This is a genomic window from Lysinibacillus sp. OF-1 (assembly GCF_028356935.1).
In the GTDB taxonomy this organism is placed as follows: domain Bacteria; phylum Bacillota; class Bacilli; order Bacillales_A; family Planococcaceae; genus Lysinibacillus; species Lysinibacillus fusiformis_D.
Genome location: NZ_CP102798.1, coordinates 1,462,786 through 1,485,942 on the forward strand (window position 1 = coordinate 1,462,786; position 23,157 = coordinate 1,485,942).

General features: G+C 38.7%; 21 protein-coding genes. 12 read left to right on the top strand and 9 right to left on the bottom strand.

Annotation, left to right across the window (positions count from 1 at the left end; all coding sequences use genetic code 11):
- Nucleotides 1-84 precede the first annotated feature (84 nt).
- Together abc-f and NV349_RS06920 are read left to right on the top strand one after the other, a co-directional pair.
- Complete coding sequence (gene abc-f, locus NV349_RS06915; RefSeq protein ID WP_271912717.1) at nucleotides 85-1,884, top strand: ribosomal protection-like ABC-F family protein; 1,800 nt, start codon at nucleotides 85-87, stop codon at nucleotides 1,882-1,884.
- The gene (locus tag NV349_RS06920) at nucleotides 1,877-2,668 is read left to right on the top strand and encodes a GNAT family N-acetyltransferase (RefSeq protein WP_271912718.1); all 792 of its coding nucleotides are present in this window, start codon (nucleotides 1,877-1,879) and stop codon (nucleotides 2,666-2,668) included. Before abc-f ends, NV349_RS06920 begins: the two co-directional genes overlap by 8 nt.
- 61 nt (nucleotides 2,669-2,729) lie before the next feature.
- Here NV349_RS06920 and NV349_RS06925 read toward each other — a convergent pair whose 3' ends face one another.
- On the bottom strand, nucleotides 2,730-4,292 hold the full coding sequence (locus tag NV349_RS06925; protein WP_271912720.1) for a bifunctional metallophosphatase/5'-nucleotidase: 1,563 nt from the start codon (nucleotides 4,290-4,292) through the stop codon (nucleotides 2,730-2,732).
- Between the two features lie 182 nt (nucleotides 4,293-4,474).
- Between NV349_RS06925 and NV349_RS06930 the strand changes: the two genes are divergently transcribed.
- The 5 genes from NV349_RS06930 (at nucleotide 4,475) to NV349_RS06950 (ending at nucleotide 8,954) form a co-directional block, all read left to right on the top strand.
- Nucleotides 4,475-5,548: a phosphate/phosphite/phosphonate ABC transporter substrate-binding protein gene (locus tag NV349_RS06930; protein WP_271912722.1), complete on the top strand. Its 1,074-nt coding sequence runs from the start codon at nucleotides 4,475-4,477 to the stop codon at nucleotides 5,546-5,548.
- A 106-nt stretch (nucleotides 5,549-5,654) separates the two neighbouring features.
- Nucleotides 5,655-6,458, top strand: coding sequence for a phosphonate ABC transporter ATP-binding protein (gene phnC, locus NV349_RS06935; protein ID WP_036126991.1), 804 nt, complete (start codon nucleotides 5,655-5,657; stop codon nucleotides 6,456-6,458).
- Nucleotides 6,415-7,230 (top strand): phosphonate ABC transporter, permease protein PhnE, encoded by an 816-nt coding sequence (gene phnE, locus NV349_RS06940; protein ID WP_271912723.1) that lies wholly within the window; start codon nucleotides 6,415-6,417, stop codon nucleotides 7,228-7,230. Before phnC ends, phnE (NV349_RS06940) begins: the two co-directional genes overlap by 44 nt.
- A gap of 10 nt (nucleotides 7,231-7,240) precedes the next feature.
- Complete coding sequence (gene phnE / locus NV349_RS06945; protein WP_036126983.1) at nucleotides 7,241-8,047, top strand: phosphonate ABC transporter, permease protein PhnE; 807 nt, start codon at nucleotides 7,241-7,243, stop codon at nucleotides 8,045-8,047.
- A gap of 172 nt (nucleotides 8,048-8,219) precedes the next feature.
- The gene (locus tag NV349_RS06950) at nucleotides 8,220-8,954 is read left to right on the top strand and encodes a hypothetical protein (protein ID WP_036126981.1); all 735 of its coding nucleotides are present in this window, start codon (nucleotides 8,220-8,222) and stop codon (nucleotides 8,952-8,954) included.
- Nucleotides 8,955-9,116: 162 nt separating this feature from the next.
- Here NV349_RS06950 and NV349_RS06955 read toward each other — a convergent pair whose 3' ends face one another.
- Nucleotides 9,117-9,488: a hypothetical protein gene (locus tag NV349_RS06955; RefSeq protein ID WP_036126979.1), complete on the bottom strand. Its 372-nt coding sequence runs from the start codon at nucleotides 9,486-9,488 to the stop codon at nucleotides 9,117-9,119.
- Nucleotides 9,489-9,597: 109 nt separating this feature from the next.
- Nucleotides 9,598-9,825 (bottom strand): hypothetical protein, encoded by a 228-nt coding sequence (locus NV349_RS06960; RefSeq protein WP_058844283.1) that lies wholly within the window; start codon nucleotides 9,823-9,825, stop codon nucleotides 9,598-9,600.
- 211 nt (nucleotides 9,826-10,036) lie between these two features.
- Between NV349_RS06960 and NV349_RS06965 the strand changes: the two genes are divergently transcribed.
- Nucleotides 10,037-10,567 (top strand): NfeD family membrane protein, encoded by a 531-nt coding sequence (locus NV349_RS06965; RefSeq protein ID WP_082673732.1) that lies wholly within the window; start codon nucleotides 10,037-10,039, stop codon nucleotides 10,565-10,567.
- Nucleotides 10,568-10,582: 15 nt separating this feature from the next.
- Complete coding sequence (locus tag NV349_RS06970) at nucleotides 10,583-12,136, top strand: flotillin lipid rafts scaffold protein FloT (RefSeq protein ID WP_058844285.1); 1,554 nt, start codon at nucleotides 10,583-10,585, stop codon at nucleotides 12,134-12,136.
- 501 nt (nucleotides 12,137-12,637) lie between these two features.
- Here NV349_RS06970 and NV349_RS06975 read toward each other — a convergent pair.
- Nucleotides 12,638-13,519: a tyrosine-type recombinase/integrase gene (locus NV349_RS06975; protein WP_271912728.1), complete on the bottom strand. Its 882-nt coding sequence runs from the start codon at nucleotides 13,517-13,519 to the stop codon at nucleotides 12,638-12,640.
- Nucleotides 13,520-13,930: 411 nt separating this feature from the next.
- On the opposite strand from NV349_RS06975, the gene NV349_RS06980 reads away from it, so the two are divergent.
- Entirely contained in the window at nucleotides 13,931-16,702 is a 2,772-nt protein-coding gene (locus tag NV349_RS06980; protein ID WP_271912730.1) for an S-layer homology domain-containing protein, read from the top strand.
- 610 nt (nucleotides 16,703-17,312) lie between these two features.
- On the opposite strand, the gene NV349_RS06985 is transcribed toward NV349_RS06980, so the two are convergent.
- Together NV349_RS06985 and NV349_RS06990 are read right to left on the bottom strand one after the other, a co-directional pair.
- Nucleotides 17,313-17,858, bottom strand: coding sequence for a GNAT family N-acetyltransferase (locus tag NV349_RS06985; protein WP_271912732.1), 546 nt, complete (start codon nucleotides 17,856-17,858; stop codon nucleotides 17,313-17,315).
- Nucleotides 17,859-17,874: 16 nt separating this feature from the next.
- Nucleotides 17,875-18,699, bottom strand: a complete 825-nt coding sequence (locus NV349_RS06990) for a methyl-accepting chemotaxis protein (RefSeq protein ID WP_036126881.1) — start codon at nucleotides 18,697-18,699, stop codon at nucleotides 17,875-17,877.
- Between the two features lie 300 nt (nucleotides 18,700-18,999).
- On the opposite strand from NV349_RS06990, the gene NV349_RS06995 reads away from it, so the two are divergent.
- Together NV349_RS06995 and NV349_RS07000 are read left to right on the top strand one after the other, a co-directional pair.
- Nucleotides 19,000-20,205, top strand: a complete 1,206-nt coding sequence (locus NV349_RS06995) for an MFS transporter (protein ID WP_058844232.1) — start codon at nucleotides 19,000-19,002, stop codon at nucleotides 20,203-20,205.
- Between the two features lie 24 nt (nucleotides 20,206-20,229).
- Nucleotides 20,230-20,958 (top strand): sulfite exporter TauE/SafE family protein, encoded by a 729-nt coding sequence (locus NV349_RS07000; RefSeq protein WP_271912735.1) that lies wholly within the window; start codon nucleotides 20,230-20,232, stop codon nucleotides 20,956-20,958.
- 179 nt (nucleotides 20,959-21,137) lie between these two features.
- Here NV349_RS07000 and NV349_RS07005 read toward each other — a convergent pair whose 3' ends face one another.
- From NV349_RS07005 to NV349_RS07015, 3 genes are all read right to left on the bottom strand, one after another.
- A complete protein-coding gene (locus NV349_RS07005; RefSeq protein ID WP_080717138.1) occupies nucleotides 21,138-21,920 on the bottom strand; it encodes an enoyl-ACP reductase FabI in 783 nt (260 codons plus the stop codon).
- Nucleotides 21,921-22,085: 165 nt separating this feature from the next.
- Nucleotides 22,086-22,679: a hypothetical protein gene (locus NV349_RS07010; RefSeq protein WP_271912737.1), complete on the bottom strand. Its 594-nt coding sequence runs from the start codon at nucleotides 22,677-22,679 to the stop codon at nucleotides 22,086-22,088.
- A gap of 128 nt (nucleotides 22,680-22,807) precedes the next feature.
- Nucleotides 22,808-23,056, bottom strand: a complete 249-nt coding sequence (locus NV349_RS07015) for a ferredoxin (RefSeq protein ID WP_004232564.1) — start codon at nucleotides 23,054-23,056, stop codon at nucleotides 22,808-22,810.
- Nucleotides 23,057-23,157 lie beyond the last annotated feature (101 nt).

Here is a 23,157-nt window from a genome sequence, read left to right on the forward strand (position 1 = left end):
ATATGAGAAGAAGACTGCTTGTTAAGGAGCAGTCTTTTTTGTGTTCTAAAGATGTTTTCGCACGTTTCATTGGAGGAAAAAACGATGCAAATGAAAGCTGAACAACTACAAAAAATTATGGGTGGCAATATAGTATTCGAAAATTTACAGCTAGAGGTAAATAGTGGCGAGCATGTGGCGATTGTCGGTGTGAACGGCAGTGGTAAAACGACTCTCCTACAGCTACTTGCAGGTGTAGAAATACCTGAAAAGGGGCGAATTATTAAAAGTAAGGAAGCAACGATTGGCTATTTACATCAAATTCCCCACTATCCACAACATGCTGTGAAAGAAGTGCTGGAGGAGGCATTTTCGGATATTTATGCAATGAAAGCAAGAATGACAGCACTTGAGCAAGAAATGCAGTCAACGGTAACGGATAAAATATTATTGCAATACGGGCGAGTGCAGGAGCAGTTTATGTTGCTGGGGGGCTATGAAGTAGACACCCAGTTAGCCATGATCGCAAATGGACTAGGTATTACGGATATGCTAGAACAACCGTTTAACAGTTTAAGTGGCGGAGAAAAAACAAAGGTAATGCTTGGGCAAATTTTATTGAAAAAGCCTTCTATTTTGTTATTAGATGAACCAACGAACCATCTTGATATGCAGGCAATTGAGTGGCTTGAAAACTATGTACGAAACTTTGAGGGCATTGTCATTGTCGTCTCTCATGACCGGCATTTTATGAATCAAGTAGCGCAAAAGATTATCGAAATTGAGGATGGAGAGGCTTTTACGTATAACGGCGATTATGATGCTTTTATAGCACAAAAAGAAGCAAAGGTTGAACAACAGTTTGCAAATTATGAGGAGCAACAAAAGAAAATTAAAAAAATGCAAGAAACGATTAAACGTTTAAAGCAGTGGGCGAATGAAGCGAACCCGCCAAATGCGTCTATGCATAGACGTGCTAAGAGTATGGAAAAAGCACTGGCACGTATCGAGCGAGTAAAGAAGCCAATCACCAAAAAGAAAATGGATTTAGCGCTAACAATGGCTGAGCGTAGTGGCAAAGAGGTAGTGCTATTAGAAGGGGTTCATCATGGATATGATAAACCTTTATTGAAGGACAGCAACCTCGCTGTTTATTTTGGGGAAAGATTGGCGATTGTTGGGAACAATGGTAGTGGGAAGTCAACGTTATTAAAAATGATGCTAGGGGAAATCGTTCCGAAGCGTGGAATCTGTTATGTTGGTAGCAATGTGAAATTTGGCTATCTCTCACAGCAATTTGAACATCAAAATCCTTCTATCCGATTAATTGATGCCTTTCGTGAAAATGTTGCAGTGTCAGAGGCTGAAGCCCGGCATATTCTCGCACGATTTTTATTCTATGGCTATGATGTCTTTAAAAAAGTGAAGGACTTAAGTGGTGGAGAAAAAATGCGTCTACGTTTGGCACAACTAATGCATGAGGATATTAATGTACTAATCCTAGATGAACCGACCAACCATTTAGATATTGAAGCAAGAGAAGTTTTGGAAGAGACACTAGAATCCTTTGAAGGCACAATCATTGGTGTGTCCCATGACCGCTATTTCTTACAGAAAATTTTCGCGAAAACAGCATGGATAGATAATCAAACAATTCAGGTTTTTGAGGGAGATTATGAGTGGGCTAAACAAAAAAGACAGGAATTCACAAAGAAAACGATTGAAAAACAACCAGCAAATAAAACACAGCCACCTAAAAAAGAACTACTGATTGAACAACAAATTGAAAAATTAGAGATAAAACTACAACAACCATCGCTTGCTAAAGAACAACGGCAGAAGCTTGAAATACAATTAGAACATTTATATGAAAGATGGTTAGAGGGGGGCGCAGAGCATGTTTAATTTAGAACGCATTATGCAGCTAGATAGAGAGTATGTGAAGAGTTTCAGTGAAGTGGAGATTTGTAAGGAGGGGGTCTTATTTTACAATCAGTCTATTCCAACCTATTATGATGCAAATCATGCACAGATTTGGAGAAAGATTGAACAGCCAGATGCGTTTTTACAAGCTATCAAAGCGTTCTATCAATCAAAATCTCTGATTCCACGGATTTATTTATATAATCTTGAAGAAAATCAGTTATGTATGAAAGCATTAGAATCACATGGCTTTCAATATGAGCATTTTGTCAACGAAATTCAATACTGGAACGGTGAATATGCGATACTTCCACCTAATCCTGCCATTCAAATTGAGCGTGTAACGGATGCAAATATGGAGGAAGCATTAGCAGTAGAAATGAGCATTGCTGCATTTGGAGAGCCTTCATTAATAAAAAAGGCATTTGAGCAAACCTATCATTCGTCACATTTTACGTATTATCTATTAAGACTAGATGGGGTGGCGTGCTGCTCGGCAAATATTTTTGTGTCAGGAAATCAAGGAAGGATCGAAAGTGTTGCAACAACTGAAAACTATCGTGGTCGAGGTTTAATCGGCTATATGCTGCAACATATCCAACAGCAGTCAGTGAAACAGGCATTAGAGGATCTTTGGATATTACCGATTAGTGAACAGGTTGCCAACGTCTATGACAAGGCAAATTTTAAATCGGTGGGCTCCATTGCATCAATTCATGCGTTTACTGAGGGGAAGAGCATTCAAGACATTCGCCAACAGGCTTAAATAGATACACATAAAGATTGCCAAATTCCTGTAGTGCTTACAAGGAATTTGGCATTTTTATTTAGAACTGTACTTGCCAATTTTGATTACAAGTTACTTTGATGAAGGGATGCTTTAAAATATAATCAGCCATTATTTCGGTCATATCAATTTGTATTTCTTTTACAACGGGGCAATTTCTTAAAAAGTCAAAATTCCCTGCTCCTGTAGCACGATAGCTGCTCATTACGACATCAAATTCCGCATCCATTTGGATAGCCTTGCCATTGTACAAAAGTTTTGTCACACGTTCACCAATCGGTTTGGATATGTCAAAGATGTATTCGATACCCTCCCACATATCATAATTATAGGGCTGTGCCTTAGGATAAAGAAATGGCTCTGCCACTTTTAATTGTCCTGCCTCGACCGTAAAATAACTAGCAGATTGTTCAAGGGCCAGCAAGATGTCCTGTCCGGTTAATCGAAGTACCTTTAATGTATTGGCATAGATGTAGTTTGTAACAATATCACGCATGGTGACAGCTTGCTTTAAGCCACCTCGTTCATCATGGAAAAGAGCCGTACAAGAAATAGAAGTTCCGGATGTCGCCATTTGAATGCGATTGATAAACTCTATATAAGGATGCTCTTGAATGCGTGCTAGAAACGGATCTTCGATTTGTAAATCTCCTTGGATCACACCAATCGTTTCATCTAACCAGGCTTCGGTTTTTTCAAATATAGGAGAGATAAGCTGACAAACAGCTGCATTAGGTATTGTACTTTCAGCGCTATAAATAAGAGATGGTGTATGAGAAATCGTTTGGATCGTATGCTGGTCATCCATCTCGATTTCGAGTTGAATGCTACCGAGACAAACTCCTTTAGTACTAGGTTGAACAACGGATTTTCCCATAATAGTTGTGCAAATCTCACGATGTTGATGACCAGAAATAATAATGTCGACTTCATCAATTTCTGCGCACATGCGGTACCCTTGATTTTCACCATCCTCTGCTTCAAGCAATTCTCCCGTTTCAAGATTTCGCTCAAATCCCCCGTGATAGCAAAGAATGAGAACATCAATTTGTTCATTAGCACGAATCCATTTTGCCCAGTAGCTAGCACTCGAAAAGGCATCCTCAAAGTGAAGGCCTTGGATATGGAGCGGTTCTTCCCATTTTGTTACAAAATGCGTGGTCACACCTAAAATAGCCAATCGAACACCATCTACTTCTTTTAGTATATAAGGCTTCGTAAATGGCTTGCCATCCTCTGTAACGATATTTGCTCCTAGCCATGGAAAATTGGATTGGCTCCTAATAGATTGTAACGTCTCTTGACCATAATTAAATTCGTGATTGCCGAATACCATGGCATCATATTGAAGCTCATTGGCAACTTGAATCAATGGATTCGGTTCTTGTGTTTGGAATTTCTGGTGATAAAAAGTCATGGGACTTCCCTGAATAAAGTCACCATTATCAATTAAGAGGGTAGGCATTTCAAGCCGTTTTTCCTCGATGATGGTTGCTAGCTTTGCTAAGCCAATTGCTTCATTATGATTGTTTCGGAAAGTAGTTGGCATAATATAGCCGTGAATATCGCTAGTTGCAAGTATTTGTATGGTTTTTATCGTCATAAGTGATCCTCCGATTAGTAGTATATCCACAGTATATAAAGTAATAGCCAGGAAAATAGCGTATTTACAATATCAAAATACTATTTTACGAATTAGATACATAGATTTACTCTTTTTTAACACTAGGAAAATATTAACTGTATATACTGAGGAAGCATTTCAAAAATGGGGAGGATAACACTTTGAAGAAATTACTACTTTTGACGTTAATGTGCATGCTTTCTGTGTTCTTGATGGCATGTGGAAATGAAGTTACTAGTACATCAAGTGCTGATAAAACTGTAGAGACGTCTACTGAGGCGAGTGGCAATGAATCAGTAGACAAATTAACGATTGGCTTTGTGCCTTCACGTAATCCAGATGAAATTATTACAGCAACAGAACCTTTAAAGGGGTTGCTGAAGGACGAGCTCGCAAAATTAGGCTTTGATGTAGGTGAGATCGATATTACAGTAGGAACAAATTTTGAAGCAGTGGGTGAAGCCTTATCTGCAGGTACGACCGATATTGGCTTAATTCCTGGGGGAACTTATGTGCTCTATGATGATGGTGCAGAAGTCATTTTAACAGCTACACGTGCAGGCTTAAATAATGACTCTGATCATCCAATTGATTGGAATAAAAACAAGCCAACTGCTCCGACAACAACACAGGCCACTTCTTATAGAGCCATTTTGGTGGCAGGGCCATCTGAAAAAGGGAAAGCATTAGCAGCGAAAGTCAATAACGGTGAAAAATTAACGTTTGAAGATTTAAATGATGCTACTTGGAACGTCATGTCCTCTTCTTCACCAGCGGGCTATATTTATCCAACATTATGGTTACATGAGAATTTTGATAAAACAATTCCTGATTTAACGAAGGTTGTTCAGGCGGATTCTTATGGGAGTGCCTTTGCCCGTTTAGCAGCAGGTCAAACGGATGTTTTGGTCACATATGCAGATGCACGTCGCGATTATGAAGAAAGCTGGCAAGGCGAATTTGCCCGCTCTGCTTCCATTTGGGAGGAGACAGATTTGATTGGTGTTATGCCCGCTATTTATAATGACACGATTAGTGTGAGTAAAAACTCAAAGGTTATGACAGCAGAGTTGAAAGAGGCAGTTCAACAGGCATTCATAAATATTGGCAACACTGAAAAAGGGAAAGAAGTGATTGCTATCTATAGCCATGAAGGCTATCAGGCTGCAAAGGATAGTGACTATGACAATGAGCGTAAAGCACAGAAATTAGTGCAAAATCTAGGTTCGAACTAAAGTCAGTCTTGAAGGTGAAGAATCTGTGGCTTGCGGTTATCCCGCAGAAAGCAGATTCTTCTTTCATTCATTCGGTGAGATTCTTTTTTAGAAATGGAGCGGTACAATGATTGAGTTTAAGGAAGTAGAAAAACGTTATCCAAATGGTTATCTTGCCTTACAGCAAATTAATCTTCAAATTGAGCAAGGTGAATTTGTGGCTATCATCGGTTTATCGGGTGCAGGAAAATCAACACTGTTGCGCTGTATTAATAAAATGCATGATATTACGGGGGGAACATTGCATGTTAATGATGTGAATGTGCATCGACTCAAGGGCAAGGGTATTCGCCATCTACGCCGTAATATTGGCATGATTTTTCAATCTTTTAACCTTGTTACTCGTGTATCAGTTTTGCAAAATGTGTTGGTTTCCTTTGTACCGACTATGCCTGCCTGGCGAAAAATTTTAGGCATTTTTACGAAAGAGGAAAAGCGTAAAGCATTAATGGCACTTGATCAGGTTGGTATTTTAGATAAGGCCTATGTACGTGTCGATCAGTTATCGGGTGGACAGCAACAGCGTGTTGCTTTAGCTCGTACGCTTGCTCAAAATCCTCAAATCATTTTAGCTGACGAGCCTGTTGCATCGTTAGACCCTGTAACAGCAAAGCAAGTTATGGAGGACTTTAAACGGATTAACCAAGAGCTAAACATGACCATTTTGATTAACATTCATCATGTTGATTTGGCATTAGCTTACGCAACACGTGTTATTGGTGTACGTGGTGGTGAAATTGTCTTTGATGGACAAGCCGATGAAATCAACGAGGAAACGCTTGCGTTCATCTATCACAATACGAATCAGGAAAGAGGCGTAACGAACCATGCGATGGAAGCTGCTATCACCGAAAAAAATAGTATTGCCTAATGGCAAAGAAGTGCTGGGAAAACGGTCATTCAAGCCAATCGTGTGGCTTATTCTATTCGTATTAACTGTGCTTGCCATTCGTATTACAGGCTTTAGCTTAGAAATTTTAGTGAACCGAATTCAACAATTTTTTGTCATCCTACAACAGATGATTCCACCGAATTGGGCCTACTTATCAAAGCTATGGCAGCCGCTCTTCGATACGATTAAAATGTCGTTATTTGGCTCTATTGCGGGGGCTATATGTGCCTTACCAATAGCCGTTCTTTCAGCGACCAATATAACCAAGCATAGAGGAATTGCGCTGGTAAGTAAGTTTATTTTAAGCCTACTTCGAACTTTACCGACACTGATTATTGCACTTATTGCGACATTTATTTTTGGGCTTGGAACGATGGCTGGCACAGTAGCCATTTTCCTATTTACCATTGCATATGTTGGAAAGCTATTATATGAGCAAATAGAAAACGCTAATATGGAAGCCTACGAGGCCATGCAGTCGATGGGGCTAACGACCATTCAAGCCTTTCGTTTTGCCATCCTGCCACAAATCCTTCCTAACTACTTGTCGACATCATTGTTTTGCTTTGAAGGGAATGTTCGTTATGCGTCTATTTTAGGATACGTCGGTGCAGGGGGAATCGGCCTGCTGCTCAATGAAAGTTTAGGCTGGAGAAGCTACGAGAATGTGGGCATGATTCTTTTAATGCTTGTTGGTACTGTTTTTATCATTGAAACAACGAGCGAATATTTCCGTAAAAAATTAATGTAGAGGTGATGTTATGAATGCAATCGGAAAACAATTACAGTTACAATCAAATCGACGCATGTCATACATCATGATAATTGTGATCGTTTGTCTTTTATTTATTTGGTCTATAACAACGATTCATTTTGAGAATATATCAGTAAATGGGATAAAAATCGCTAAAAATATATTTGTAGGATTGCTGAATCCCGATTGGTCATTATTAGTCAATACGACAACAGCAGGTGTACCTTATTTATTAATCGAAACGATGGCCATAGCATTTCTTGGAACCATTGTCGGCGCATTGCTAGCCATCCCTTTAGCCTTTTTGTCGGCTTCTAACATTGTGCCAAAGCCTATTGCTTTTGTTGTCCGTTTACTGTTAATAATCATTCGTACGATTCCTGCCATTGTCTATGGTCTTATGTTCATCAGAGTAACAGGCCCTGGTCCATTTGCTGGTGTACTGACGATGTCATTAACTTCTATCGGAATGCTGTCAAAGCTCTATGTTGATGTTATTGAGGACTTAGATAAAAGTATTCTAGAGTCAATGGAGGCAATTGGTTGTACGTTGCTGGAAAAAATACGTTACGGTATTTGGCCACAGCTAACAGCATTATTTTTATCCATTGTGATCTATCGTTTTGATATGAATTTACGAGATGCAACCGTACTCGGCTTAGTTGGAGCAGGTGGAATCGGTGCGCCATTAATTTTTGCGATGAACGCATATAAATGGTCTGAGGTAGGGTCCATTTTATTGGGACTTGTCCTGCTTATTTTACTCGTGGAGTATGTTTCGAATCGCATACGTACGAAGCTTGTCAAAGGGTAAGTATGAATTGATGAAAACTAGTAAAATCCTGAATAGTATCGACTATTCAGGGTTTTTCATTTATTGTTAAAAAGAAGGATTTTCAATTATTAAAAGTTTTTTACTTGAAAAAATGTCGTATTCGATTTATTGTCTTTAGAGATACTTGTTTAATGGACTTGGAGGATATAAAATGCACGGAATTTATATACGCTATAATGTCTCAGAAGAAACCCAAGCAGCACAATGGCCCAAAAAAATGGATGCATTTGCGTATGTTCAACGAGGAAAACCACAACAAGACAATGTTAGCTTGCTGTCAAAAGAAGAGCTGAAAAACCATGCCATACGCTATATTAAAAGCTTAAAAGACAATGCAAGTGTACATTTAGTAGAGCAACGCAACGGCGAAATTGAACATTTTGATCGACGTTATATGGAATCATTAAAGTTAAAAGAAAGCATCGATTCACAACTTATTAATCTAGAAGAAATTCGTTTATTATTACAATTAATGAATGTCTTGAATTTATCGCATGCATTTGGAGAAAATGCTGGAAAGCTATTGCGTCAAATTACCCCTTATGCAAAAGATGTGGAGCATCCAACATTCCAAACAACACGTGTTGAGCGCCATTTCTATTCGGAATTAATTGAACAAATTGAAATGGTCTATGCCCGAATTATGCGTCAACACAACCCATCAACGACTGAAATGCAGCAATCAGAAAAGCTCTGGACAACAGTCTGTGAGCAAGCAATAGAAAAGGTAGAAGCCCGCATTGAACGTTTATCTTCTATCAAATTAAAGCATGAGAAAAATTTACTAGAGTTTAATCACTTAAAACAGCAAAATATCGAGGCGAAGGAACGCTTAGATCTAGCTGTGAATGAACTGGATGAAATTTTAAATGTCCTAGAATCATAAGAAAAGCATGTCTACCGATTGGAGTGCCAGTCGATAGACATGCTTTTTATGCTGTAGACGGATAGAAACGCCAAAGTGACGGATAGAACCTTTGATATGAAGGATAGAAATGAGAAAATGCTGGATTAAGCCATAGAAGTGACGGATAGCACCACTCTTGCTTTACTTTTCCTCATTTTGATCGCGTTTGGTTTGGCGTGAAATACGCAGTAAATCAAGTACAAGCAATACGACAATGATATAGAAAAGAGGGCTAGTAAACGATAAACCGATTTGCGACTGGCCACCAAGCAGTGTTAAAACAATCCATAAACCAACTGTATACAGCGTCAAACCAATATAGGCTTTTTTGGACAATTTTTTATATCTACCTTTATCGATAGCTAGCTGTATGATAACTAACACGACTAATAGAAGAAGAATGATTTTTTTAGTTAAGACTGCTGCAATCGTTGTGTCAGGGAAAAAATCATTCACGAATAATAATGTGAAAAATACTAGAATTAAAAAATTTAAGATCGTTGAAAGTTTCATGCCATATCTCCTTAGTTGCCAAAATTCTTTTCTATTGTAACATGGTTCAGTTAGAGAGAAATGAAATTATGATATATTGAAGCGAAAATTATGTATGGGGTAGGAAATATTAATTTTTATTGAAAGAATCATGATATCTTTTTAGCATTGTCGCAAATTGCTCACGTGTTAAGAAATTTTGAGGATGAGTGCCATCTGTAATACCTTTATTTCTTAACCACTCCCACGCAGCATTATGCATGTTTGAGGCTTTTCGAGCAGGGACAATAGCTTGCTTTGTTTTTAAAGCCTCCTCAAGCTCTTTTATTTTACTGAGTAATTCTGTATATTGTGACATTGTTAGTTCTCCTTTATTAGCTAAGATAGTATTTTGGACAACTTTAAGAGCTCTTAAAAAATTGTCCATGCAGGCGATTCTTACTTTTACTGCCCTGAATTTAAAGAAACTGGTGACTTGCTCCATTTTTGTTTGAAAAATGCGAAAAATTTCGAAACTTTTCCAGGGGTATATCCGTATAGTAGGTAATATGATGAAAGGGGTGAGCAACTTGACGCTATTTGGCTATTCACTCGAACAGATCTTTTTGGTTGTTTTGATTTTTGCTGGTCTTGCCACAATACTCGTTATGTTTTTTGGTGATGCTGTCGAAGGTATTGGTGAAGGACTGCCCATTTTTAATCCGAGTGTCATTCTATCTTTCATTACGTTGATGTCAGCAGCAGGATTTATTTTAGAAAAACTAGCCTGGTTCTCTAGCGTTTGGAACATTATTGCTGCATGTATCATCGGCGTTATTTTAAGTACTTTGTTTTATTTATTCGTCCTTGTTCCGCTGCGATCAGCTGATGTTTCATTGGCTTATACGGAGGAATCACTAGGGGGGCAATTGGGAAAAGTCATTGTACCAATTCCTGTAAATGGTTTTGGTGAGGTTGTTATCGAAACGACAAGTGGTATGATTTCGAAACGGGCAACAGGCTATGATAATGAAGCCATTGACTATGATGAGACCGTGCTTGTTGTAGATGTGAAGGATGGTACACTTTTTGTCAGAACGTATGAGAAAAAATTTGTATAAAGGAGAGATCTATCTATGTCAACCGATATTTTAATTGTTTTAGGAATTGTAGCATTTGTATTAATCGCCCTAGTCGGCTTATATGTGACAAAGTATCGTACGGCGGGTCCTGATGAAGCACTGATTGTGACAGGTAGCTATCTCGGCTCAAAAAATGTACATAAAGATGAGTCGGGGAATCGCATTAAAATAATTCGTGGGGGCGGTACATTTGTATTCCCTATTTTCCAGCAAGCACAGCCATTAAGTTTACTATCTAGTAAACTAGAGGTAACAACGCCTGAAGTTTATACAGAACAAGGTGTACCTGTTATGGCTGATGGTACAGCCATTATTAAAATTGGCGGCTCCATTTCTGAAATTGCAACAGCAGCAGAGCAGTTTTTAGGAAAGCAAAAAACGGAGCGTGAAGCGGAAGCACGCGAGGTTTTAGAAGGCCATTTACGTTCAATTTTAGGCTCCATGACGGTGGAGGAGATTTACAAAAACCGTGATAAATTCTCACAGGAAGTTCAACGTGTTGCTTCTCAGGATTTAGCTAAGATGGGTCTTGTGATCGTATCCTTCACGATCAAAGATGTACGAGATAAAAATGGCTATTTAGATTCACTTGGTAAACCAAGAATTGCACAGGTAAAACGAGATGCAGATATTGCGACGGCAGATGCAGAGAAAGAAACGCGTATCAAACGTGCAGAAGCCTCTAAGGAAGCACAAAAGGCAGAGCTAGAACGTGCGACAGAAATTGCGGAAGCGGAAAAGGAAAATCAATTAAAGGTAGCTGAGTTCCGTCGTGAGCAGGATATTGCAAAAGCCCGTGCTGACCAAGCCTATGAGCTTGAAACAGCTCGTGCTAAGCAGGAAGTTACGGAGCAAGAAATGCAAATTCGCATTATTGAGCGTCAAAAGCAAATTGAATTAGAAGAAAAAGAGATTTTACGTCGTGAGAAGCAATATGACTCTGAAGTGAAGAAAAAGGCTGATGCGGATCGTTATGCAGTGGAACAAAATGCCGCTGCCGAAAAAATGCGAGAGCTTGCGCAGGCTGATGCGGAAAAATATCGGATTGAATCGTTAGCGAAAGCAGAGGCGGAGAAAATTCGTTTGGATGGTCTTGCTAAAGCAGATGCCGAAAGAGCGCAAGGTGAGACAGAAGCAGATATTATTCGACTACGAGGTCTTGCAGAAGCTGAGGCTAAACGTAAAATTGCCGAAGCCTTTGAATACTATGGTCAAGCAGCTGTGCTGGATATGGTAGTGCGTATGATGCCAGAATATGCAAAAGAGCTTGCGAGTCCTCTTGGTAATATCGATAAAATTACAGTGGTCGATACTGGTGGTGGCGAAGGCAGTGGAGCAAATAAGGTTACGTCTTATGCAACTAATTTAATGTCTACACTACAAGAAACATTAAAAGAAACTTCTGGTATCGATGTGAAGGAACTGATCGAAAGCTATGCTGGTAAGCACACTTTGCGTCCAGAATTAGAGCAAATTGCCCTAGGTTTGGAAAAAAAGCAAGCACCTGTTGAAGCAGTAGAAACAAAAGAAACTGTAGAACAATCCTAATAAAAATATATTTACCCAAAGAAAAATGGCATTTCCAATTGTGATAGGTTCCCTATTAGGTAGACAGATTAAAAAATAAAATCTGTTTATCTAATGGGGATTTTTTTATGACAAAATATTCTTTCACTGAAGAAACAGTTAGCCATTATATCATTCTAGCAGGAGGAGCATTACACATTAAATGAAGTAGCAAAAAATTTAGATGTACACCAAGATACAAAAAAGATTGGCAAAATAATGATCTTTATTTTGAAGAAGGGGTCTGAGCAATTAAACCAATAGAAACCTACTCTAAAGAAATAACATTGAGACAAATATTTCGTTTTACAACAATGAATGCTACCAAGAAAATTTAATAGAATTTAAGGATCAACACTCATAAAGAATTTTTTATTTTCACTGTCTACTTGACTGGGAGCACCACACCCACATTTTTATGCAAAAAAGCCCAATCCTTTCAAATTGCGCTAATTACGTTTCATATTTAGTTTTACATAGTTGTCACATTATTTTTTTCTGAGGAAACCCGTAATTTTTTTGCCAGTTCGGGATGATTTTCAGCTTTGCCAACTGCTTTTGTTTCGTTTCGGCACTGGTTTTCAAATAACGTCTTGTGGTGTCAATGCTTTTATGTCCTAAAATATCCGCTAAATCCGACAGTGGATTGCCGCAGTCTAAAAAGCTTCGGGCGAAGTAGTGCCGCAGATTATGGGGGAAAACCATTGCTGGATCAACTCCGCATTGCTCTGCTACTTCTTTCATTGCACGTGCAATATAGGAACGGCTAATAGGGCTGCCTTTACTGCCCGTAAAAACAATACCGCTTTTCACATTTTTTTCCTTGCAATATAAGGATAAATGACCTTGTAAATCCTTATGTATGACAATCGTGCGTACAGTTCCTTTATTGTTAATAAGAACCTTACCGCTCTTGATAGCCTCAACGGTGATAAACTGCAGTTCCCCTATGCGTATTCCTGTGTAGGCAAGCGTTAGCATAATCATCGCAGTTTTCGTCTTTTTATTCGTGAAGGCGCTTTCAATCAACTTGTCAAATTCCTTTTGGGTAAGCTCATGTTGAGCGGTGGTCTGTTCTTGAATTCTCAGAGCCTTTAGGGTGAGATCATCCATCTCCATAAATTTTAAAAATTTGTTGACCGCCGCAATGCTGCGGTTGACGCTTGAAGGTTTCAGCCTTATTTCCATTGATTTTTTATACTCTATTAAATATTCCTTTTGCAGTTTCCCATCTTTTCCCTCTAAAAAATCAATCAATTTCAAAATATCTTTTTGATAGCTTCTGATACTATTTTTTGCGTATTCATTGTATGTTAAATGTTTAATGAATTTAGGCAAACCACCCTTTAGCTTGTTTAATAACATAAAAATAATATACTCCTTTTTGACTTTGACAAGAGTATATCAGCAAGTATTACAATTTACAACATAGTTGCGATAAATATAATTATCGCAACTACTAGTTTTATAATAAACTATAATGGGCATAGTAAACCCTACAATTATTTCATTATTTGAACAAATCGAAATAATTCAAAGCTTGCAAAGCTCCTTCTTAAGGGTTTTTATAAAACTTTTTAGTTGCGATAATTATATTTATCGCAACTCAAATAAAAAGATATGTAGGCAAAGGAACTGGTTCGGCTGGGGGGGAGAAGCATATTAACACATACTTATGCGATCTTTTTGTTAACAGAATACATCACAAAAGTAATACTAATCCAAATTTAAAGTTGTCCAGAAGGAAGTTAGTAACAAATTGGAGGTAATTAAAAAATGAATTATTTTAAAAGAATAACGGGTACTGTAAAAGGAATAGCCAATAAGCGAATGATTTCACTGCTGTTATTTCTGACAATGTTTTTTTCACTCATGCCACAGTTTATGTTGTCGGCAAATGCGGATAGCGAAGTTACCCTGTTTGTATCACCCAGTACAGTTTCCAACGATACTGCTCCTAGAGCGGATGGCGCAACCTATGCCACGCTGCAGGGAGCGATAAATGCAGCCCAGAACAATGATACGATTGCTGTAACAGAAGATATAACGATGTCAACGACAATTTCAATTATGAAAGATATTACGCTAATAGCTAGTGGAGGAAATTCCAAAATTACATTGGGTATTAATGCTAGTTTTTGGGTCCAGAATGGCTTTGATTTGACTTTGGGTGGAGGCTCGGATACTGAAGTACTTACGCTTACGGGTTCTCAGAGAACACTTATATCTGTTGCAAATGGCAATATTGTAGTAAACAACGGAGCAAAGCTTTTAGCAACTGGCACTGGGAATATGGTACTGGATTTATACGATCCGAAGGCGTCCGGAAAAATAACTGGCGGACATTTGGAATCTTCCGGATCAATCGCCATTTCGATGACGAATGGTGCTACACTGGAGGAAATCAGTGGCGGAACTATCATTGGTAAAATGCACTCGTTATATATGTATGACGAAGGTACAAAAGTCAATCTAATTTCGGGTGGCACTTTCAAAAATTTGGCTGCTGCTCCAGATAGGTGGGCAAATGTTCAGGTGGACGGTAAGGCACAAATTGGTGAGATTTCCAACGGTGATTTTTTTGCGGAACATGAGATTTCCGCTCTTCGCCTAATTCGAGGTGGAAAAATTGGGGAAATCAGCGGTGGGAGATTTATTTGTGCGTATACTGGACTTACTACTAATAAAGAAGGAAGAGGAGTTGACATTGTAGCATTGGACTATCCGTCAGGTATCGATGAAATATCAGGCGGAACTTTCGACGGAGAGATAGGTGTTCTGCTGATCGAGGCCGGCGCTTATATTAACACGATAAGCGGAGGAACTTTTTCAGGTGGACAATCTGGCCTCCAAAATGATATTGGCGGTACTATTGGTACCATTAACAATGCCGTTATCACTTCAACGAACATCGGTCTTCTGAATGTTGGCACGATTAATGAAATCGGCAGTGGCACAGAAATCACTGGAGATTCTCTTGCCCTTTGGAACTATGCGTCGAATAATCCAAATGCTATTATCAAGCTCATCAGTGGGGGCAAATTTACCACCGTTAGCGCATCTGGGGAAGCTTTTCTAAACGAAACCACAGTAAACTTGATTTCAGGCGGCATTTTCACTGGTGGGTTCTATGCAATCAATTCAACTACATCAAGCAGCACTTCTCCTGCAAAAATCGGCACTATATCGGGAGGCGTTTTTTACGCCCAAACAACAGGTGGTGCAAGCCTTGTAGCTATCAAACTAGCCAATCCGTTAATTTTGGAGCCTGCTTTAATTACTAATAAGGGGGTAGCGCGTTTTTGGGGAAACGGAGGCAGTATTTTTAATGATGAATCCCTTGTAATCTACCCAGCAGGTTATCATATGAGTACTGCTACTGAAGCGGTAAGCAGTATTGCAGGTGTAGAATTTAAATATTTGACAAAGTCACTTTATACGGTAACCTTTAATTCCAACGGTGGTTCTGTAGTGGCAGAAAAAACGGATATACCCCTAGGTAGCCTTATAACCGAGCCAACGTTACCGACCAAAAGTGGCTATACATTCAGCGGTTGGTATAAAGAAGATTCCCTAACCAATGCATGGGACTTTGCTATAGATACTGTTACCGACAACATTACGTTATACGCAAAATGGATAAGTAAAGGTGGTAGTGGTAGCGGTAATGGCAGTGGCAGTGGCGATGGCAGTGGTACACCTACGGCAACATTACTAGTTCAAGGCATAGACAAGCAAACCGGGGAAATTATTTATAGTAAAAGTTCAAGTATTACAGTTGGCAGCACAGTAACTATAAACGCCCCGGCTATTGAGAGTTATCAATTGGATGCAGGCAGTAAAAGGACGGAAACGATAACGATCAAATCAGGTGAAAACAAGGTTGTATTCTACTATAACAAGAACACAGTCGCTATCCCTGAGCTTGAAACCGGTGAGCATATCAAGTATATCAATGGCTACCCTGACGGCAACGTAAAGCCAGAAAGCTCAATCACAAGAGCGGAAGCAGCAGCAATATTTTTCAGACTGATAAAAGACGAAAATAAGAATACGGCTGTAAGTGGAAAGTTCAGCGATGTCGGTGGCGGCACATGGTATGAACAGTCGGTCAATTACCTTGCAAGTCAAGGTATACTGAAAGGGTATGGGGATGGCACGTTCAAACCTAGACAGACAATCACAAGAGCGGAATTTGCAGCCATAGCCTCAAGATTTGATAACCTGTTAACAAGCGAAAACACTTCGTTCAATGATGTGCCAATCAATCATTGGGCGGCAGAGTATATTGACAGCGCGTATACTAAGGGTTGGATTAATGGCTATCCTGACGGCAGCTTTAGACCAGCAAGTTCAATCACCCGCGCGGAAGTTGTGAAAATTGTAAACACCATGTTAAACCGCAAAATCGAACTTAACGATATTCCATCGGACGCGCCGCAATACAAGGATTTAAATAAAACACATTGGGCATATTGCCACATCATAGAAGCGTCTACAGAGCATACCTACACACGTAAGGAAAACGGCTATGAGCTGTGGAAATAGTAAAGTAATTATTTTCTATTATTTTACTCTGCATGTTTCGATCTATGTGCCGAAAGAAAAAACAAAATCAGCGGAGGAGACCTTAAATTTGATATAATGATCGTTCTTCCGTTGAATTGTTAAAAGCATAGATAAATAAACTGGTGATAGGTATGCAACAAGAGTTCGATTAGGGGAAATTGATCTGGCTGATTCTCATATTCGAAAGTGAACTGCGCCGAATTGTTAGATCCACTCTAACAATTAGAGGTGCAGTTTTTCTATGGATAAATTTACTGCTGAGGAAAAATTAGGAGCCGTTTTACGCTATTTAAACGGCAAAGAAGGTTATAGAGAAATGGGGGAAATTATCATCTGCTGATAATACCCTATTGAATCGTTTCTTCTGCATTAAAATCTGAAACGTTCTATATAGACAATTGAAAGCGTACTATGACGGCAATCGTCAAACAAACTGTCAAAGACTATATAAATTTTGATAATGATATCCGAATACAAGCGACACTAAACAACCAGTCGCCGATTTAGTACCGACAACTGATTGGATAATGCTTTTTGATCCCTGTCTTATATTGGGGCAGTCTCAAATTGATTCATCAGGACGCTACTTTTATTTTTGTTGCTGCCATTCACTTACAAGCATGCCGTATGCAACATGATCCACATAATGGTCATAGAGCCATTCTGCTGAGCGAATCGTACCTTCTTTTATTAGGCCAAGTCGTTCGGGTATTGCACGGCTTTTGTGATTGGTTTCAGCAACACGAATTTCCACTTTATGCAGCTGCAATGTTTCAAAGGCATATTGTAAGAGAGCTTTTACCGTTTTTGTCATAATGCCATGTCCCTGAGCACCTTCACTTAGCCAATAGCCGATCGTACCAATGTTATTATTCGGATTAATGGCATTAAAGCCAGCTATGCCGACGATTTCATGGTTAAAAAGAATAACGAGGGAGAGACTACTTTTTGATTCATGTCCTTTAATACAGCCCTCAATATAAGCTTTCGTGTCTGCCACTTCCTTCGTGTAATCCAACCATGGTAGCCATTCTTTTAGATACTCTCTAGAGGCATCTGTTAAGGCAAAAACCTTTTCTGCATCCTCCAAGGTGATTGTACGTAAAGATAGATCTTGGTCAATGGTTATTTGCATCTTGTGCACCTCCCAATTATTTTAATGCATCGTGCATAAAGCCCTTCATTTCGCGGCTTAGTACAGTCAGCTCTTCAATGATTTCGCTAAAATCCTGTACAAGCTGTGCTTGCTCATTCGTTGCATCATTGATTTGTCCCATATTTTGCTTTAAGTTTTCAAGATTTCTATTAATATTACGTAAGGAAGATTCTATATTTTCGGTAGCACTAGATGTCTCAAAGGACAATTTTCGAACTTCCTGTGCCACAATATTAAAGCCAGCACCATGCTGTCCAGCGCGAGCAGCCTCTATGGATGCATTTAAACCAAGTAAATTGGTTTGGCGGGAAATGCTTTTGATTAAATCCGTTACGGCATTGGTTTTTTCTGAATCTTCTAGGGCATGCTGTGCCTGCTTATTTATTTCCTCACTAGTAGCCGCTAATTCCTCTGAATGGGAAGCGATTGTGTGGACTTTATCTTGTAGGCTATTGACGATATTATCCATAGTACTCATATAATCTTCGAGTTTAAGCTCATTATCTATTGGTAGGCCAAATGCTAAGGCACCTACTACTTGACCATTTTCACGAATGGGGAATGAAAAAGCATTGATTGCTACGCCGTAAACATCCTTTGGTATAACCACATCTGCATTTTGTCCGTTAAAGGCAATGTAAACATTTTGGTCATTAGCATTTACTTTTTGTCCATCATGATAGCCTGAATCTACACGTTTCCCCGCTAAATACTTGATGACTGTTTCACTATCCTTTTCAATAACAGCTACAATGGCTTCTTGCTTTAATGCAAGGTGAATATAAGGTGCTGCAAGGGCTAAAGCTTCAATAATTTTCATAAAAATTCCTCCAAGTCTAGTCAATGAAAAATGGTTGTGTCATCTGTATTCATTGTGACAATGGTTCTAGATGATTACCTTTACTGTAGCATAATATTTGCCAAGTCAAAATAGTAAATTCCTTTTTATAAATAGCTTTTAAAAAGAGAGTTGGCGTGTTTTGAATGTCAATTAAAATTTGCTTTTTCCGGGTGAAAATGGTGATGAATTTGTCTATTATTTGACGGAGGGATCGTGTGTTTTACGAAATATTGTATTAGAATAATAGTAGTATGTTGAAGAGCTGAAGGAGAGAGAGTCATGGAATATATACAAAAAGGCACGAGAGCGTTTCATAAAGCAAACTGGGCCTTATTTTTGGCAGGCTTTATTACTTTTGCAAATCTCTATATAACGCAGCCATTACTACCGACATTTGCAGATGTGTTTCACGTCTCGCCAGCTGTAGCAAGTTTATCTCTTTCTGTCACTACCTTTGCCTTAGCAGTGAGTTTAATTATTGTTAGTTCTTTATCTGAGGCATGGGGAAGAAAATCATTGATGACGATTTCTATTTTTGCAGCCTCTGTATTGACAGTGGCACTAGCTTTTTCACCTAACTTTGAAATAATTTTAGGATTGCGTGTGCTACAAGGCATCGTTTTTGCAGGTTTACCGGCAATTGCCATGGCTTATTTGGGGGAGGAAATGGAACCAGCAAGCTTAGGTGTTGCCATGGGCTTATACATTAGTGGTAATTCTGTGGGAGGGCTTAGTGGACGAGTCATTATCGGGACATTAACGGACCATTATAACTGGCATATAGGGATGATGGTGCTAGGAGGAATTAGCCTTTTTGTCAGTGTGTTGTTTGTCTGGATGCTGCCAAGCTCCAAGCATTTTAGCCCACGTCCTTTACAATTAAAAGCATTAACTAAAACGCTGTTGCAACATCTGAAGGACCCTTCTATGTTGTGTCTATATGGTATAGGATTTGTTCTAATGGGAAGCTTTGTCACACTTTATAACTATATTGGCTTTCAATTAATGGCCCCTCCCTATAATTTGAGCGCGACCATTGTAGGCTGGATATTTGTCATATACCTAGTAGGGACATTTAGTTCAGCATGGTTTGGTAGCCTAGCCGATCGTTACGGACGCCAACAAATGTTATTACTAGCCATTGCCATTATGTTGGCAGGAGCCATAGTAACACTTAATGGGCTCCTTACTTTAAAAATTATCGGCATTACGGTGTTTACCTTTGGCTTTTTTGCAGCTCATTCTATCGCGAGTGGCTGGGTGAGTAGACGGGCAACACATGATAAAGCGCAAGCATCATCCCTTTATTTATTTTTTTATTATGTTGGTTCGAGTGTTGGCGGGACAGTAGGTGGTGTTTTTTGGATGAAGTATGGCTGGGTAGGTGTGATCGCCATGATTGCTCTATTTTTACTAATTGCTTGCGTGTTATCTTTCTTATTGAAGGAATTAATTGCTAAGCAACATGCAATAACCACTCTATAGTACTAAATGATGTGAGGTGTCGTTTTGCAGGAATTACTTTTGTACTTTTTTATTATACTAACAGCTTCCATTTTGCAAACAAGTACGGGGTTTGGTTTTTCTATCATGGCCACCCCTTTTTTACTGTTGCTTTTTTCTCCGCAAGAGGCAATGCAAATAAATATCGTACTGTCCCTTGTTATTTCATGTTCTCTCATTTGGAAGGTGAGGCATGATATTGATGTCGCTTTGCTGAAGAAGATAATAATTGGTAGTGTTGTGGGCGCTCCTTTTGGCAGTATTTTATTTGCCTTAGTCGATGTCACGACATTTAAACTTATTATCGCCATCCTCTTAATAGGTCTTACGTTTCTCTTGATGAAAAATCTCTCCATTCAACAAACAAGTGGTAGAGATTATGGCGTTGGTTTAATCTCAGGAATGTTTACAACAAGTATTGGTATGGCAGGGCCGCCATTGTTGCTGTATTTTGCGAGCACCCATCGAAATAAGGAAACCATTAGAGCTATTTCACTAGCCTATTATATTTTTATCTATCTTATTAGTTTACTATCTCAAGTCACTGTTGAGGGCACAAGTAAACTGGTTTGGATTTATAGTCTGTATGCCTTGCCTATTGTTTTCATCGGCCTTATTTTAGGACAAATCTTGTTTACTAGGCTCAATCAAAAGCTATTTAAATCATTAATTTATCTTCTTTTAATAGCAGCAGGTATGATTTTATTGATACAAACTATATGGACGATGCTATAAAAAAGAATGGAAGAGAATATTTATCTTCCATTCTCATAGTGTTGAGAAACAAAACCATCCATAGCATTTTTGTGAAAGGTGAAAAAGGATTTCCGTTGGAGGCTACTTGCTTTCCTGTGGGCGAGCGCTGAGCTACTTCCTACGCTACCGCTCAGAGGCTTGCCTGTCTCGCTATATAGTTAACCCATAATATTGTAGCCAGCGTCGATGTAAATTGTTTCACCAGTTACACCACGTGATAGGTGAGATAGCATAACAATCGTCATATCGGCTACTTCGTCTTGTTGAACATTCCGTTTTAATGGAGCTGTTTCTTCAATTTTGTGTAAAATGGTATTAAAAGAAGGTACACCTTTTGCAGCAAGTGTACGAATAGCTCCAGCTGAAATGGCATTGACACGAATATTATCCTGACCAATATCAGCAGCAAGATAGCGCATGGAAGCCTCTAATGCAGCTTTTGCTACACCCATAACATTATAGCCATCAAGCACACGTTCAGCCCCTAAGTAACTCATCGTGACAATAGAGCCACCTTCTGTCATATACGGATGAGCCGCTTTTGCTGTTGAAATAAGTGAATAAGCACTTGTATCTTGTGCAAATGCATAGCCTTCACGAGTTGTTTCAAGGAAGCGGTTGTGTAAGTCTTCGGCGTGGGCAAAAGCTACTGAATGCACAATACCATGAATAACGCCAACCTTTGAGCCGATTTCATCGAAAGCCGCTTTTGTACTGTCATCACTATTTACATCGCATTGCACGATGAGTGAATCAGAATGGCCAATTGTGTCTAATTGCTTTTGTAATTTCTTTAATGAGCGTTCTTGTCGATAGGTGAAAATAACATTTGCACCTACGTCAAATAAGCGTTTCGCAATGCCCCAAGCAATACTACGATCATTTGCTACACCCATAACTACAATGTTTTTATCTTTTAATTGTAATAAATTATCCATCATTATAAAGAACTCCTTTGCGAGATAATATCTGTTATTAGTACCAACTACTAAAATCTTATCATACATAAAATATCGTTGCAATAACAAGATGAAAAGAGAAGTCGTTTCATAAGCAAAAAAAATTCATCTCTTTCTTATGAGAGACGAATTAAAGATAGTCCTATTTTATTTGTTACCATGCTGTTCATACAGATATACTGCTCGATTAACAGCACTGCTGACGGTGATTCTAAAGCTATTTTGTGAGCGAATGACTTGAGCTAGTATTTTGATTGCTCTTGTTTGATCTCGGTGGAATATAGCATTGTCTGTTTGAAAATCATCCTCTAAATGAGCGAGAAAATATGGTTTTAAGTGTTGAGGGAGTAATAAATCAGCTTCAGAGCTTTTTTCAAGCGTATTGTACACCCACAGGTCTATTGCATTTGCTAATTGGAAAGCGACAAAATACTGTAAATCATCATTCTCAAATTCTTTTGTTTTTTGAATTATTTGAATCTTTTTGAGCTCGTCTATTAAAAATGTATTGATGGAATAGTTAATTGCTTTAGAAGGATTGAGAATGAGTTCATCGGTGAACTGAGATTTTAAGAAAACCCAGTTATTTAACACGATGGCCCATGAATCTAGTGTATTCAAACATTTAGCACAAACATCTGGAAAAACTGGTTGCCATTTAGCAGCAAGATTTTTAAATAAATTCATATGGTCTTGATTAATAAGAAATAAACTATGTTCAACTTGTAGCTGCTTAAACATTATCATTCCTCCAATAGATTGGTATGTATAGCAATAGACCATATGATTATCTCTTGATGCAAATATTTAATACACATAAGAAGGCACCCAAAGTAGGATGCCTTTTAGGGTATACATTTACTTGAAGACTATTCGAATTTTAATGAATCGCCATCGAAAGTTTCGTCGGCTACTTTGATGGAGTCTGTTGGACAACCTTCAAAAGCATCTTGCATATCTTCTAATAGATCTTCTGGTACTTCAGCAGTTCCCATGTTATCATCTAAAATAACGAAGGCAATCCCTTCATCATCATAATCATAAATGTCTGGCGCTGCGGCTCCACATGCGCCACAGGCGATGCATGTATCTTTATCAACTATTGTGTATTTAGCCATTTTTTTCTCTCCTTTAACGATGTTCCTACAAAGCTTCATACTCATTTTAAAGATGTTTATCTTACATTTCAACTTAAATACTATTAAATTGGAGGAATTTG